A 15,219-nucleotide genomic window follows, 5' to 3' on the forward strand; every position below is an offset into this window, starting at 1 on the left:
CCTGTTCGCATGTGCGGAATAGCGGGCATCTTCCACCTTGAAACGGCCAAGCCGGTCGATCCGGCGCGGGTCGGGCTGATGCTGGACGCCATGCCGTGGCGCGGGCCGGACGACAGCGGCATCTGGACCGCGCCGGGCGTGGGGCTGGGGCATCTGCGCCTGTCGATCATCGACCTTGGCAGCGGCGCGCAGCCCATGCTGACGGAGGATGAAAGTCTCGCCGTCGTCTTCAATGGCGAGATCTACAATTTCATGGAGGTCCGGGCGGAACTGGAGGCCAAGGGCCATGTCTTCCGCACGAACAGCGACACCGAAGTCATCCTGCACGGCTATCGTCAATGGGGCGAGGCCTGTGTCGAGAAGTTCAACGGCATGTTCGCCTTTGCCCTGTTCGATGCGCGGGCGCAGTCGCTCTGGCTGGTGCGCGACCGGTTGGGGGTGAAGCCGCTTCATTATGCGCTGCTGTCGGACGGCAGCCTGATTTTCGGGTCGGAATTGAAGAGCCTGCTCGCCCATCCGCTGCTGCGGCGCGCGCCGGACCTGTCGGCTGTCGAGGATTATCTCGCTTACGGTTACGTGCCCGACGATGCCTGCATGGTCGCGGGCGTGCGCAAGCTTGGGGCGGGGGAAACTTTGCGGATCGTGCGCGGAAGGCCTCTGCCTCAGCCGCAGCGCTATTGGGATGTCAGCTTTGCCGACCGCAGCAAGGCGAAACCGGAAGCGCTGGAAGAGGAACTGGTCGCGCTGATGCGGCAAGCGGTGCGGTCCCGCATGGTGGCGGACGTGCCGCTCGGCGCCTTCCTGTCGGGCGGGGTCGACAGCAGCAGCGTCGTCGCGCTGATGGCCGAAGCGTCGAAGCAGGCGGTCAAGACCTGCACCATCGGTTTCGACGTCAGGGAATTGGACGAAACCGCCCATGCCGACCGGATTGCGCGGCGCTTCGCCACCGATCATCGCACGCGGATCGTGTCCCCGGATGATTATGGGCTGATCGATACGCTCGCCCTGCATTTCGATGAACCTTTTGCCGATGCCTCGGCGCTGCCGACCTATCGGGTATGCGAACTGGCGCGGGAGCAGGTGACGGTCGCGCTGTCGGGCGACGGCGCGGATGAGGCCTTTGCGGGCTATAGGCGGCATCGTTTCCAGATGCAGGGGGAACGGTTGCGCGGGCTGATCCCGGCTTCGGTGCGCCAGCCCTTGTTCGGGACGCTGGGGCGCTATTATCCCAAGGCCGACTGGGCGCCGCGGGCCTTGCGGGCCAAGTCGACTTTCCTTGAACTCGCGGGCGAGGGCGGGGAAGCCTATGCCGCTTCGGTCGGGGTGACGCCACATGCCTTGCGGCAGAAGCTGTTCAGCCAGGATATGAAGACGCGGCTCGGCGCCTATCGGGCTGAGGACCGCTACATCAAGACCATGGCGGAGGCGCCTGCCCGCGATCCGCTGGACCGGGCGCAATATGCCGATATCCGCATCTGGCTGCCCGGCGACATATTGACCAAGACCGACCGGATGAGCATGGCCGTCAGCCTGGAAGCGCGTGAGCCTTTGCTCGACCACCGGCTGGTCGAGTTCGCCGCCCGCTTGCCGGTCGCCCAGCGGATTCGCGGCAATAGCGGCAAATATCTCATGAAGAAGGCGATGGAGCCTTATCTGCCGCAGGACATTCTCTACCGGCCGAAAATGGGCTTCGTCACGCCGATCAGCGCCTGGTTCCGCGGGCCCCTCGCCGGGGAGGCGACGGCGATTGCGGGAGGGTCGGCGCTGGCGAAGACCGGCTGGTTCGATACCAGGATGCTGGGCAAGGTGGCCGCCGATCACAAGGCTGGTCTGGCCGATCATGGCCGGCTGCTGTGGCAGTTGCTGATGTTGGACAAGGCCTTGACCGGGCTGTTCAGCCTTTGATCGGAGCGATAGGCGCTCCGGCCTTCGCGGGAGCACGATGGATTTCAATCTTGAAAGCCTTCCCAAGGGGTGCCAACGGAGCGGACACGCTCAAGCTGATCAGGGTCCATAGGTGACAGTCTCCAAGGAAATCGTGCGGGTGCGCCTGTACCTGCTGTGTCTGCTGGGGGACATGGCGGGGCTTTTCCTGTCCTTTCTGTTGGCCAACCTGCTGGTGCTGGGCGCATTTTCCGGGGAACCGGGCAAGCCCCACGGCCTCATCATGTTCGCCATGATCGCGCCGCTCTACGTGCTGCTGGGGGTGCAGGGCGGCGCCTATGGCATCCATATGCTGGAGGATCTGCGGCGCGGCGTCTTCCGGAGTCTTCTGGCTCTGGCGCAGGCGGCGATGCTGATGCTGCTGATCGTCTATCTGGGCAAGATCGCGGAGCAGCTTTCGCGTCTGACCTTCATCGTGGGCCTTGGCTTTTCGGCGGTCGGCGTTGCGGTGGTTCGGCTTGCCATCGGCCGCCTGGGCACGCTGCTATTGGGCGAGGTGCCGCATCTGACCGTCGTGATCATGGATGGCGTGGCGATCGACACAGGCCCGCACATGCATGTGATCGAGGCGGCTGCCGCTGGACTGCACCCCAAGGGGCATGACGCCGACATGGCCGCGCGCCTCGCCGCCGCCGTTGGCATGGCGGAGCGGGTGATCGTCGCCTGTCCGATGGAGCGGATGAGCGACTGGTCGGTGGCGCTGAAATCGCTCTCCGCACGGGGGGAGATCGTGGTGCCGGAACTGCTGCGTTTCGCCCCGGCGCGAGTGGACGAATTTGACGGCCAGCCCACGATCATCGTGGCGGGGGGGCCTTTCCAGTTTCGCGATAGGCTGATCAAGCGTTTCTTCGACATCGTCGTGGCGACGGCGGCGACCATTGCCCTGTCGCCGGTGTTGATCGCGGCGGCGCTGGCGGTGAAGCTGACCAGCCCTGGCCCGGTCATCTTCCGCCAGCCGCGCATCGGCCGCGATGCCCGGCCGTTCAGCATCTACAAGTTCCGATCGATGCGTACCGAGGCCAGCGATCATAAGGCGGACAAGCTGACGGGGCGCGACGACGACCGGGTGACGGCGGTCGGCCGTTTCCTGCGCAAGACCAGCATCGATGAACTGCCGCAGCTTTTCAACGTGTTGCGCGGCGATATGAGCATCGTCGGTCCGCGCCCCCATGCCGCCGCCGCCAAGGCGGGGGACAGCCTCTATTGGGAGGTCGACGATCGCTATTGGGAGCGGCATTGCATCAAGCCGGGCATGACCGGCCTGGCGCAGGTGCGCGGACATCGCGGATCGACGGACCATCATCAGGATCTGATCGACCGGCTCCAGTCGGACCTGGAATATGTGACCCAATGGTCGATCTGGCGCGACCTGCGCATTATCGTCGCGACCATCGGCGTGCTGGTGCATCACAAGGCCTATTGATGGACGCGATCGATCTTGTCGCCGTGCTGGTTTTGCTGCTGTCGCTGGTGGTGGTGGCGTGGCCGTTTCTTTTCTATCCGCTGATCCTGCGCACCTTGCCGACGCGGCCGGAACGGCCTGTGGCGGGGCCGACGCCTTCCGCATCGCTCCTCTTCTGCGCCTATAATGAGGCGGCGGCGATGCCGGAAAAGCTCGCCAATCTGGCGATGTTGAAGGCGCGTTATCCGACCCTCGAAATCCTCTCTTTCGACGATGGCTCCTCGGACGAAACGGCGACGCTGATCGCCGCGCAGGGCGATCTGGTGACGCTGCTGCGCGGACCGGGGCGGAGCGGGAAGGCGCATGGCATGAAGCTGCTTGCGGCCAGGGCACGGGGCGACGTGCTGATCTTCACCGACGCCAATGTGATGCTGGACGCCGACGCCATCGCCAACCTGCTGGCCCGCTATGCCGATCCGGAGATTGGCGGCGTGCTGGGATCGCTGCATTATATGGGCGATGGGGAGAGTGCTACGGCCTCGGTCGGTTCGCTCTACTGGCGGATCGAGGAACGGTTGAAGGACGAGGAATCCCGCACCGGCAATGTGCTGGGGGCGGATGGGTCGATCTTCTCGATCCGGCGGGCGCTCTATCCGGAGTTTCCCGACAGCGTGCTGGACGATTTGACCGTTTCCATGGCGGTGGTCTTTGCGGGCAAGCGGCTGGTGAAGGCGAAGAATGTGATCGCCCGCGAGCGGCTGGTGGCGGCGCGAGGCGATGAATATCGCCGTAAGGTCCGCATCGCCGCCCGCGCCTGGCACACGCACAGCCATTTGCGGCCGCAATTGCGGCGCATGGCTATGCTGGACCGCTTCAAATATGCCTCGCGCAAGATCGTGCGCTGGTTCGGCGGCCTCTTCATTCTGACAGGGATTGTCGCGGCGGGGACGCTGGCGATGCGGATTTCTCCGACGCTCTATATGATCGGCGGATTGACCGGCGTGTTCATTCTCTGGCGCGGCTTGCGCGCCAGGGGCGGCCCGTTCGCGGCGCTGGTGGACATCCTCATGGCTTATGTCGCGACCCTGCAGGGCGTCTTGAAAGCGATGTCCGGCCGCACCGTCACCATCTGGAATCCGGCCAAGTCGCGCTGATCCCTCTCGCCAAAGCGGCGGCATATTGTATAGGCGACCTACCCTTTAGCGGAGCCAAGGCGTGATTACTTTCCAGCGGGTGGCGAAAGCCGCCGGCAAGCATCTGACCCGGACCATGCTGGCCGTGCGCAAGGCGCTGGGCGGGCGGGCCAACCGGGGATGCCCGGCCTGCGGGCAGACGGTGGTGGGATTCTTCCGCTATGGCGACAATGGCGAATGGGGATGCCCGAACTGTGGCGCCTCCCCTCGCGAACGGCTGATGAACCATCTCATCGCAGGGGAGGTGCTGACCGTGCCGGTAGGGGGCGCGGTGCTGCACCTGGCGCCCAATGAAGCCAGTCTGGTGAAGCGTTTTTCCGCCGCCGCCGATTATACGCCCGCCGATCTCGATCCCGCCCGCTACTCTGTGCCGAACATGCGGCGCGTCGATCTGATGGCGCTTGACGCCAACGAACGGTACGACCTGTTCTACGCCAGCCATGTGATGGAGCATGTGCCGGACGATCATGCCGTGCTGCGCAACATCCACCGCGCCCTGAAGCCGGGCGGGGAGGCCTGGCTGATCGTGCCGCTATGGGACAAGCCGACCGAGGACGGCAGTTTCGACATCCCTCCACGCGAACGCGAACAGCGCTTCGGCCAGTGGGATCATGTGCGCCAATATGGCCCGGATTTCGCCGACCGCATCCGCGCTGCGGGTTTCGATCTGGAGGAGATCGACGCCAGCGGGATCGATGCCGATACGCGGCATTATTTTGCGCTGGACGACCGGCTGTTTCGCGCGCGCAAGCCGCTGGGAAGCGACCCACGGTGAGCGAACCGCTCGGCAGGGCGCTCGCCCGGATGGAGGCTTCGGCCCGCATCCTTGCCCTGATCAAGCTCGCCAATGTCGGGCTGACGCTGATCTGGGGCTTTGCCGTCACCTATGTATTCGTGCGCGCGCTTCCGCTGCGCGAATTTCAGTCCTTCCTGCTGCTGGTGGCGTTCGGCAACTTCACCATCTCCGCTGAGTTCGGCCTGACCAGCATCATCTATGCGCGGCTGCGGCGGCATTGGCTGGGGCTTGGGAAGGATGAGGCGGGCGGCTTCCGGCTGGAGGAAATGGGGATATTGTTCCTGTTCCTCGGCCTGCTGATCGTCGGTGGTTTTGCCGTCCTGATTGTAGCGCTCGCCCTGGGCGGCTTGCACACCGCTGTGCCGCTGCTGTTCCTGCTGTTTTTCCTCTCCGCCTGCATCAACCTGCCTGCGCTCCTGGCCAAGCGGGCGCTTGCGGCGGTGGACGGGAATTTCCTCTGGGAAACGCTCGACTGCCTGCGCCGGGTGATGACGATTGCGCTGCTGCTGTTCATCCTGCAAGGGCTGGATCCGCGCCTGTCGGTGGCATTGCAGCTTTGCGTCAGCATCGCCGTGATCGGCTATGCCATAGCGCTGGTGCATCGCCGCCTGGGCATGGAGGCGCGCCACTGGCTGTCCTTCCGGACCGGGGGAGGGCATGTCCGGACCCATTATCTGCGGGACATCGGCGCTTCGGCGGCCTTCACCGTCTCGGAAATCCTGGCCTATAACGCGCCCTATTTCACCATTGCGGCGGCTACCCATGATGCGCGGCCGATGTTGATCTTCGACTTCTTCTTCAAGATGTCGCGGTCGCTGTCGATGCTCGTGCGGGCGATGGTGGAGGCGGCCTTGCCCCGGATCACAAGGGCTTTCCATGCGGGCGACAGAGCGCGTTTGCGCCAGTTGTTGGGGCGGGCGCTTGGGATCGCGCTGTTCTTCGCGCTGGGCGCTTCGGGGGCCTTGCTGCTGCTCGGCGAGTGGCTGTTCGCCAAGCTGTTCGATGGCCGCGCAACGATCGACCGCGTCGATCTGTTGCTGATCGACGGCGCGTTGCTGGCGCTCGCGGTCATTTGCGTGTCGGTCTATGTGCAGGGCGCATTGGGGCGGTTCACCCTGCTGCTCAGGCGGTCGCTGCCCTTCCTTGCCGGTTCGCTGCTGAGCGTGCCGCTGGCGCGGATGTTCGCGCCGGAGCGGTTCGATCAACTGTTTCTGATCCTCTATACGCTGACGCTGTTCGTGGCCGCCGCCATCCATGGCCTTTCGCTGCGGCAGTTGATGGGCAAGCGCGCATGAAGGTCGCCATGTGCGATCCGTCGCTGTTCACCGGGCGCTATGACGACAGTCTCTGCGCAGCGATGGCGACGGAGGGGATGGACGTCACCTTGCTCGGTCGGCCGATGCGGGCGACCGATGCGATCGAACCGCAGGCCTATCGTTACGATCCGCGCTTCTTCCGCCGGAGCGACGCGTTGCGGCAGCGGATCGGGGAGGGGCAGGCCTTCCGTCTGCTCAAGGCAGCGGAATATGGGCTGAGCTGCGCCCTGGGTGATCTCGGCACCCTGGCCGATGCCGATGTCGCCCATATGCAATGGCTTCCGTTGGCGCCTGCAGACAGGATCATGCTGCGGCGGCTGAAGGGCAGGACGGCGCTGGTCCATACGGTCCATAATGCCGATGCCTATCATGCCGATGCCGGGGTGCAGGGCAGGGGCTATCGCGATCTGCTCGACATGTTCGACGCGCTGATCGTCCATGGCGGAACGACGCGGGCGGCGCTGGAGCGGCAGGGCGTCGATCCGGCGCGCATCCATGTGACGCCGCATCCGCCGATGCGCCTTGCGTCCGCCGGGCCGGACGATCTGGCGCAGGTGCCGGACGCCGCCCTGCCGCGCCTGCTCTTCTTCGGGACGATCCGGCCCTATAAGGGCGTCGACCTGCTGGTGGAGGCCTGCCTGTCGCTCTGGCGGGCGGGGCACCGCTTTGAACTGGCGCTGGCGGGCAAGCCCTTCATGGACGTCGCGCCGCTGATCGAGAGCGTGCACGCGGCGGGCTTTGGCGATCGGCTGATCGCCGATCTCGGTTTCCTGACCGAACAACGGCTCGACGCGCATATGGCGAAGGCGGACATATTGGCCTTCCCCTATCGGCACATCGACAGCAGCGGCGCTTTCCTCTCGGCCTTGCACCATGGCAAGGCGATGGTGACGTCCGACGCTGGCATGTTCGCCGGCCTGCCGCAGGAAGTCGCCGTCAGGGCGCCGGCGGGAAATGCGGCGGCGCTTGCGCAAGTCCTCTTGCCCCTCGTAGAAAGCGCGGCCATCAGGCAGGCTTTGGGAGCGCGCGCGCGCACCTATGGAGATTCAATGGGTAACTGGAAGGAGATGGCGCTGGCCACCATCGCGATCTACCGGAGCGTGGCGCGAGCATGAGCCGTTATGTTCGTGAACTGCGCGACCGGGCGCTGGCTGTGCGGCTGGCTGTGGCGGGCCGTGTTCATCAATATCCTGAAATTCAGGCGTTGCGCCGGTTTTTGAGCGTATTTGCCATCGATTGCGTGTTCGACGTCGGGGCCAATCGCGGCCAATATGCGACGATGCTGCGCAAGGATGCGGGGTTCCGGGGCACGATCCTGTCCTTCGAACCCAATCCGGAGATTTTCGCGGAACTGGAGAGGAATGCCGCGTCCGACCGCAAATGGCATGTGTTCAACATGGCGCTGTCCGATTTCGACGGGACGGCCAGCTTCAACATCATGGCCGCCGACCAGTTCAGTTCCCTGAAGAAACCGTCCGGGGAACAGGACGCAATCTTTGCCGACCGCAACAAGGTGACGCGCACCGTCGACATGCAGTGCCGCCGCCTGGAGAGCATGCTGCCGGAATTGAAGCGCGCCCACGGCTTCGCCCGGCCGTTCCTCAAGATGGACACGCAGGGTCATGACCTCTCAGTCTGTGAAGGCGCGGGCGGCGTGCTGGGTGAAATGGCGGGGGTGCAGACCGAACTCGGCGTCCGGCCGATCTATGAAGGCGGCACCGGCTATCGGGACATGATTGACTGGCTGGCGATCCGCGCTTTCGTGCCTTCTGCCTTCTTCGCCAACAACAAGGGACATTTCCCCCTGCTGGTCGAGATGGACGGCATCTTCGTCAATCAGGCATATTTGTCGCAGGACCGTTGATGCACGGCAGAGCGCTCTCCGTCAGTGCCACCCGCCTTTTTCTGGCGGGCGCGATCGGGCTGACGCTCTGGCTGGGCGCGACTTTCCTATGGCATGTGACCTATCGGCAGGGCATCAGCCTGGCCGTCATCCTGTTCCTCGATCAGGATTTTCCCGCACTGCTGGGCGGGCTGCTGCTGCTGACGCTGGCCGCACCTTTTGCCGAAGGGTTGGGATGGCGCCTGCCCTTTCCCCGGGCGCGGGTGATGGTGCCGCTGGTGATGCTGTTCGGCCTCGTCGCCTGGGCGGGACATTATTGGCTGTTCCAGGATTATTCCATCTCCCGCGATGAGGAGGTGGCGCGCTTTGCCGCCGCCTATATGCGGGAAGGTTTCCTGGCGCGGCCCATCCCGATGGAGTGGGAAGCCTATCGCCGGGCGATCATGCCGGAATTCTTCTCGCCCTTCGGCGCGGCGGATTATTGGACGGCGGCCTATCTGCCGGTAAACAGCGCGATCCAGGCGTTGTTCTGGCAATTGGGCGATCCCAATCTGGCGGGGCCGGTGCTGCTGATCGCCGGTCTGTTCGCGCTGTGGCGCGTGGCGCTGCATCTTTTCCCCGACCGGCCCGATGCGGTGTGGGTGACGATGCTGCTGGCGCTGTCCTCCGCGCAGCTTTGGGTTACGGCGATGACTCCCTATGCCATGACAGGGCATTTCGCGCTCAACATGATCTGGCTGGCGCTGGTGCTGCGCGGGGGACTGGTCGGACATCTGAGTGCGGGCGTAGTCGCGCTGGCGGCGGCGGGGCTGCATCAGTGGCATTTTCCGCCGATCTTCATCCTGCCCTTCATCCTCTGGATGCTGCTCGGCAGGCGTTGGAAAATCGCGATCTTTCACATATTGGTGCTGGCGGCCATCGTCATCGTCTGGGCCAAGCTCTGGCCTGCCTTCCTGACGCATGTGCTTGGCCAGCCGACCGACATTCGGCCATCCGCCGGGGTGGCGGACAAGGTGGGCAGCCTGTTCGAGCGGCTGGGCGACCGCTGGCAGCCGCTGGTCAATCTCAGCCGCTTTGCCGCCTGGAACAATATATTGATGGTGCCGCTGGCGACGCTGGGCGTGTTCGCCATGCGCTGGCGCAAGGCGATCCGGGGACAGGAAATCGCATTGCCGCTGGCTTTGGGCTGCTTTGCGGGATGTGCGCTGGCGCTGGCGCAGGGTTATGGCTGGGGTTATCGCTATGCCCATGGCTTTATCGGGCCGTTCTGCCTGTTGGCGGGGCTGGGCTGGGTGCGCTTTCGCAAGGGGGCGATGCGTCCGGTCTTTCTGGGGGTGGCGATTACGCTCCTCGGCAGCGCCTATCTCGTTTGGCGCACGCATGGCTTCGTGGCGCCCTATGCTGCGAGTCATCGGATGATCGATGCATCGCAGGCTGATGTCGTGCTGGTCGATCCTCGCGGCGGTCTTTACGTCACGGATCTGGTGCGGGGACGCAATGGCGTCCCGGGCAAGCCCATGGTGATGAACCTGGGCATGCTGACGCTGGATCAGGTCGACAATCTCTGCAAAAATTATGTGGTCGAGTTGTTCGACCGGGCTGAATTTCGGCCTCTGGGCGTGCCGTTGGCGCGATGGAATCTCGGCCGCATGGACGCCCTGCGCGCACATATGAAGGCAGAGGGCTGCGACAAGCCCGTCCAGCCGCCGCTGCCCGAGACGGAGGAAGAGGCGTTCAACGCGGCCGGGGATGTCTTGTAAAGGGGGGGGCTATTGCCCCTTTACATAGACCCGCTTGCCGCCGATCCATGTTTCCAGCACCTGCGTCCCGCGAATGTCGTTCGGGCTGGCGGAGGAAATATCCCGGTCGATCAGGATGAAATCCGCCCGTTGGCCGGGGATCAGGCTTCCGAAGCGCTTCTCCGCAAAGCCCGCATAGGCCGCCTGCCGGGTGAACCCATCCAGCGCCGACGCGAAGCTCACCCGCTGTTCGGGCATCCAACCGCCGCCCGGCTGGCCCGATGCGTCCTCCCGGCTCATCGCGGCGGCGATACCGGGAAAGGGATTGGGGCTTTCCACCGGCACGTCCGACCCGAAGGCCAGGGGCACGCGATTGTCCAGCATCGCCTTCCACGCATAGGCGCCCCTCAACCGGGCATCGCCCAGCCGCGCCGTCGCCATGCGCCAGTCGGAGGTCTGATGCACCGGCTGCATCGAGGCGACGATGCCAAATTGCCCGAAGCGCGGCAGTTCCGCAGGATCGACAATCTGCGCATGTTCGATGCGCCAGCGCCGGTCGCCCTTGTAGGTTTCGTTGAGTTCCTGAACGGCGTCCAATATTTCGCTGTTGGCCGCGTCGCCTATGGCGTGGACCGCGATCTGGAAATTGTCCATCGCCGCCCGGCTCATGATGTTGCGGAGCTGGGTCGAAGGGATCATCGGCAGCCCGCGCTGTCCCGGCGCGTCGGCATAGTCGGCCTTCAACCAAGCCCCGCGCGACCCCAGTGCGCCGTCCAGGACCAGCTTGACACCGCCCATGCGCAGATGGTCGTCATAGAGCCAGAGCGTCGGTTCCGGCCCGGCGATCAGCACCATATTGTCGAGGCCATAGGCATAGGAGATGATCCGCACCCGCAGCGCTCCGCGATCCGCGGACCGCCGGAAAGCCTGCCAATCCTCGATGCTGGTGCCCATGTCGGCAATGCCGGTGATGCCCTGTTTGAGCAGCGCCTGCTGCGCCTTTTCCAGCGCGATGTCCCGGTCCTTGGGCGCGGGCGGCGGGACGACTCGCGTCACCAGTTCCATCGCCTTGTCCACGAACACGCCGGCAGGCTTGCCGCCCGCCATTTCGATGCGTCCACCGGCAGGAGCTTTGGTCGCGGCGGTAATGGCGGCCGCCTTGATCGCCTGCGAATTGGCCCAGCCCGCATGACCGTCGATCCGTTCCAGCCAGACCGGCACGTCGCTGACCGCCGCGTCCAGTTCGGCGGCGGTCGGGAAACGGCCCAGGCCCCAAAGTTCCTGGTTCCAGCCCGTGCCGATGATCCATTTCCGGCCCGGATTGGCGGCGGCATAAGCCCTGATCTTCGCCTGCGCTTCCGCCAACGATTTCGTGCCTGACAGGTCGAGCGTGATCAGCGACAGGCCATAGCCCATGACATGCCCATGCGCGTCGATCAGGCCGGGGATCAGTACCTTGCCGCCCGCATCCAGCTTGAAGTCGGGACGTTTGGGTTGCGCCGGTTCCGGATCGTTCTTCCGGCGCTTTTTGGGGCGGATATATTCCGGTTCCTGATAGCGATCGGGCAGCAATTTTTCGACCTTGCCCTCGTCATCGATGGTCAGCGCCTTGAACCGCACCAGCCGCCCATCGGCATCCAGCGCGATCCCGTTCACATTGTCGATCACGCCCGAAGCCAGCGCCACGCCGGGCAGGGCAAGCGCGGCAACCGCCGCCAGCAATGCGGCCCTCATGCCCGTGTGATCCGCCGCACGATGGCGCTAGTATCCTGCCGATGACCGCCCATCGCCTGCACATCGGCGTAGAATTGGTCGATTAGCGCTGTCACCGGGAGGGTCGCGCCATTGGCCCGCGCTTCCTCCAGCGCCAGCCCCAGATCCTTGCGCATCCAGTCGACCGCGAAGCCGAAATCGAAACTGTCGGCGGCCATCGTCTTCCAATAATTGTCCATCTGCCAGCTTTGCGCCGCGCCGCCGGAAATCGCGTCGAAGGTCTTGTCCAGATCCAGTTCCGCTGCCTGCGCAAAGCGGAGCGCTTCGGCGAGGCCCTGCACTATGCCGCCGATGCAGATCTGGTTCACCATCTTGGCGGTCTGGCCCGCGCCTGCTCGCCCGACATGGACGATGCGCGGCGCATAGGCCTGCATCACGATCCTGGCCGCAGCGACAGCCGGTTCACTGCCGCCGCACATGACGGCCAGGCTGCCCTTTTCCGCACCTGCCTGACCGCCCGTCACCGGCGCGTCGACGCAATGCAGCCCCCGGCTCTCGCCCTCCACGAACAATTGCCGCGCGATCCGCGCCGACACCGTCGTATGGTCGATGAACAGCCCGCCCGGCTTCATCGATCGAAAGGCGCCGTCGCGGCCCAGCGTGATCTGGCTCAGATCGTCGTCGGTGCCGACGCAACTGATGACGATCTCCGCATCTTCGGCCGCCTTGGCCGGGTTGATCGCGACCGCGCCGCCATAGGCCTCCGCCCAGCGCTTCGCCTTGCCGATGGAGCGGTTGTAGACGGTCAGATCATGCCCCGCCTTCGCCAGATGCCCCGCAATCGGGCCGCCCATGACCCCCAGGCCGATAAACGCGATTTTAGCCATATGCCTCGATCAGTTGGATGCGCGCCCGTCAGCCATAGGCACAGTTTTCAGCGAGTGCCAGTTTCTTCCGCCGCAATTTTGAGGTAGGTGCCGCGCCATGAACACGCTGACCAAGATCGAAAGCGCCACGCCGCTGCCCATTTCCGTCGACGACATATTGGCGGCGCGGGTGCGAATTTCCGGCTCCGTCGTGCATACGCCGACGCTGGTCAGCCAGACGCTGTCGGCCATGTTCGGCTGCAAAGTCTATCTGAAATTCGAAAATCTCCAGTTCACCGCCGCCTACAAGGAACGCGGCGCGCTCAACCGCCTGCTGCAACTGGACGAGAAGGCGAAGAAGAAGGGCATCATCGCCGCTTCGGCCGGCAATCATGCGCAGGGCCTTGCCTATCATGGCAAGCGTCTGGGCGTGCCCGTGACCATCGTCATGCCGACCACCACGCCGACCGTGAAGGTGACGCAGACGCAAGGGCATGGCGCCACGGTCGTCCAATATGGCGAGAAGTTCGACGACGCCTATGCCCATGCCCGCAAGCTGGAGGTGGAGCAGGGCCTGACCTTCGTCCATCCCTTCGACGAGCCGGACATCATGGCGGGGCAGGGCACGGTCGCGCTCGAAATGCTGGAGGACGCGCCGGAGATCGATACGCTGATCATCCCCATCGGCGGCGGCGGCCTGTTTTCGGGCGTGGCGACGGCGGCCAAGGCGATGAAGCCGGACATCAAGATATATGGCGTTCAAGCGGAACTCTATCCGTCGATGTACGATCATATCAAGGGCGCGAACCTGCCCTGCGACGGCGACACGCTGGCGGAGGGCATCGCCGTCAAGCAGCCGGGCGAACTCACCCGCCGTTTCGTCGAGCGGCTGGCGGACGATGTGCTGCTGGTCAGCGAACGCCATCTGGAGGAAGCGGTCAGCCTGCTGCTCCAGATCGAAAAGACGGTGGTGGAGGGCGCGGGCGCCGCAGGACTTGCCGCGCTGCTGACGCACAGGGACGAGTTCGCAGGGCGCAATGTCGGCCTGATCCTGACCGGCGGCAACATCGACACGCGCCTGCTGGCGAATGTGCTGTTGCGCGATCTGGCGCGTTCGGGCCGATTGGCGCGGCTGCGCATCATCCTTCAGGACCGGCCGGGTGCGCTGTTCCATGTGGCGCGCATCTTCGACCAGGAAGCGGTCAATATCCTGGAGCTTTCGCACCAGCGCATCTTTACCAATTTGCCTGCCAAGGGCCTCAGCCTCGACGTCGAGTGCGAGACGCGCGACGGCGCTCATCTGGAGCGCCTGATCGCGGCGCTTCGCGAGGTTGGCTATGAGGTTGCGCCGATCGAAGTGGCCTGATCGACGCGGCCTCTGCCGCTTAACCAATTTTCGTGGTAAATAAACTTTTCACAGCCGCTTGCGGACGGCATAGTCGACTCATGAATCAGGGGTCGGGCAGCGCTGTGGGGGAGATGCGGTTGTGAGTGCGCCTTTCCGCTTTCCGCGTTTCTTCGTCACCAATCCCAGCCCATGCCCCTATCTGCCGGGCAGGAGCGAGCGGAAGGTGTTCACCGAACTGAGCGGCGACAATGCGTCGGAACTGAACGACGCCCTTGGCCGCATCGGGTTTCGCCGCAGCCAGAACGTCGCCTATCGCCCCAGTTGCGCGGATTGTTCCGCCTGCGTGTCGGTGCGCGTCGTCGCGGGCGAGTTCGAACCCAATGCGACTCAGCGCAAATTGCTGCGCAAGAATGAAGACCTGGTCATCACCGCCTGCAAGCCCTGGTCGACCGAGGAGCAGTTCGCGCTGCTCCAGCGCTATCTGCGCGCGCGTCATCCCGGCGGCGGAATGACCGAAATGGATGAGATGGACTTTGCCGACATGGTCGAACAGACCCCGGTGGAAAGCCATGTCGTCGAGTATCGCGAACCGGGTGAGGATGGCCGCCCCGGAAAACTGATCGGCGCCTGCCTGACCGACCGGCAGGGCGACGGCCTGTCGATGATCTACAGCTTCTTCGATACGGAGCTGGAGCATCGCAAGGGGCTGGGCAATTTCATCATCATGGATCACATCCTGCGCGCCGCGAAGGCCGGGCTGTCCTATGTCTATCTCGGCTATTGGGTCGAGGGGTCGCAGCGTATGCAGTATAAGATCCGCTACCGCCCGCTCGAACGGCTGAGCCGCAACGGCTGGACCCGTTTCGACCCGGACGAGCAGGCGCACGCCGTTCGGGAAGTGGAAAGCCGCGACGAGCCGGCATTGCCGCGAGAATTGGCCGCGATCTTCCGCAAATAAGGCCGCCGGCGCGGGCCGGAGCGCGCAGCCCGGCCGCCGGAAATCCTTTCCACCGTTACGGATTTTTACCGCTAGGGAGTTGGAAAGCTTATTTAACTTTT

General features: G+C 64.5%; 12 protein-coding genes. 10 read left to right on the forward strand and 2 right to left on the reverse strand.

Annotated features, from left to right (window positions below; genetic code table 11):
- The first annotated feature begins 9 nt into the window (after nucleotides 1–9).
- From NUH86_RS02870 to NUH86_RS02905, 8 genes are all read left to right on the forward strand, one after another.
- Nucleotides 10–1,905: an XrtA/PEP-CTERM system amidotransferase gene (locus NUH86_RS02870; RefSeq protein WP_267251183.1), complete on the forward strand. Its 1,896-nt coding sequence runs from the start codon at nucleotides 10–12 to the stop codon at nucleotides 1,903–1,905.
- Between the two features lie 172 nt (nucleotides 1,906–2,077).
- Nucleotides 2,078–3,367, forward strand: a complete 1,290-nt coding sequence (locus NUH86_RS02875; protein WP_416365356.1) for a sugar transferase — start codon at nucleotides 2,078–2,080, stop codon at nucleotides 3,365–3,367.
- Nucleotides 3,367–4,500 (forward strand): glycosyltransferase family 2 protein, encoded by a 1,134-nt coding sequence (locus tag NUH86_RS02880; RefSeq protein ID WP_267251185.1) that lies wholly within the window; start codon nucleotides 3,367–3,369, stop codon nucleotides 4,498–4,500. The genes NUH86_RS02875 and NUH86_RS02880 overlap by 1 nt, the downstream gene beginning before the upstream one ends.
- A 61-nt stretch (nucleotides 4,501–4,561) precedes the next feature.
- Nucleotides 4,562–5,314, forward strand: coding sequence for a class I SAM-dependent methyltransferase (locus tag NUH86_RS02885; RefSeq protein ID WP_267251186.1), 753 nt, complete (start codon nucleotides 4,562–4,564; stop codon nucleotides 5,312–5,314).
- Nucleotides 5,315–5,343: 29 nt separating this feature from the next.
- Nucleotides 5,344–6,630, forward strand: a complete 1,287-nt coding sequence (locus NUH86_RS02890; RefSeq protein ID WP_267252014.1) for a hypothetical protein — start codon at nucleotides 5,344–5,346, stop codon at nucleotides 6,628–6,630.
- Nucleotides 6,627–7,766, forward strand: a complete 1,140-nt coding sequence (locus tag NUH86_RS02895) for a glycosyltransferase family 4 protein (RefSeq protein WP_267251187.1) — start codon at nucleotides 6,627–6,629, stop codon at nucleotides 7,764–7,766. Before NUH86_RS02890 ends, NUH86_RS02895 begins: the two co-directional genes overlap by 4 nt.
- Nucleotides 7,763–8,515, forward strand: coding sequence for an FkbM family methyltransferase (locus NUH86_RS02900; RefSeq protein ID WP_267251189.1), 753 nt, complete (start codon nucleotides 7,763–7,765; stop codon nucleotides 8,513–8,515). The genes NUH86_RS02895 and NUH86_RS02900 overlap by 4 nt, the downstream gene beginning before the upstream one ends.
- Nucleotides 8,515–10,254, forward strand: coding sequence for an MFS transporter (locus NUH86_RS02905; protein WP_267251190.1), 1,740 nt, complete (start codon nucleotides 8,515–8,517; stop codon nucleotides 10,252–10,254). Before NUH86_RS02900 ends, NUH86_RS02905 begins: the two co-directional genes overlap by 1 nt.
- 9 nt (nucleotides 10,255–10,263) lie before the next feature.
- Here the strand turns inward: NUH86_RS02905 and NUH86_RS02910 are convergent, their stop codons facing one another.
- Nucleotides 10,264–11,967: an amidohydrolase gene (locus NUH86_RS02910; protein ID WP_267251192.1), complete on the reverse strand. Its 1,704-nt coding sequence runs from the start codon at nucleotides 11,965–11,967 to the stop codon at nucleotides 10,264–10,266.
- Nucleotides 11,964–12,833 carry an NAD(P)-dependent oxidoreductase gene (locus NUH86_RS02915; RefSeq protein ID WP_267251193.1) on the reverse strand — a complete coding sequence of 290 codons (870 nt, stop codon included), beginning with the start codon at nucleotides 12,831–12,833 and terminating at the stop codon, nucleotides 11,964–11,966. The genes NUH86_RS02910 and NUH86_RS02915 overlap by 4 nt, the downstream gene beginning before the upstream one ends.
- 97 nt (nucleotides 12,834–12,930) lie before the next feature.
- Here NUH86_RS02915 and NUH86_RS02920 point away from each other — a divergent pair, with 97 nt between their 5' ends.
- Both NUH86_RS02920 and NUH86_RS02925 read left to right on the forward strand, forming a co-directional pair.
- The gene (locus tag NUH86_RS02920) at nucleotides 12,931–14,178 is read left to right on the forward strand and encodes a threonine ammonia-lyase (RefSeq protein ID WP_267251194.1); all 1,248 of its coding nucleotides are present in this window, start codon (nucleotides 12,931–12,933) and stop codon (nucleotides 14,176–14,178) included.
- A gap of 121 nt (nucleotides 14,179–14,299) precedes the next feature.
- Nucleotides 14,300–15,118, forward strand: a complete 819-nt coding sequence (locus tag NUH86_RS02925; protein WP_267251195.1) for an arginyltransferase — start codon at nucleotides 14,300–14,302, stop codon at nucleotides 15,116–15,118.
- Nucleotides 15,119–15,219: the final 101 nt, after the last annotated feature.

Source organism: Sphingobium sp. JS3065 (genome assembly GCF_026427355.1).
Lineage (GTDB): Bacteria > Pseudomonadota > Alphaproteobacteria > Sphingomonadales > Sphingomonadaceae > Sphingobium.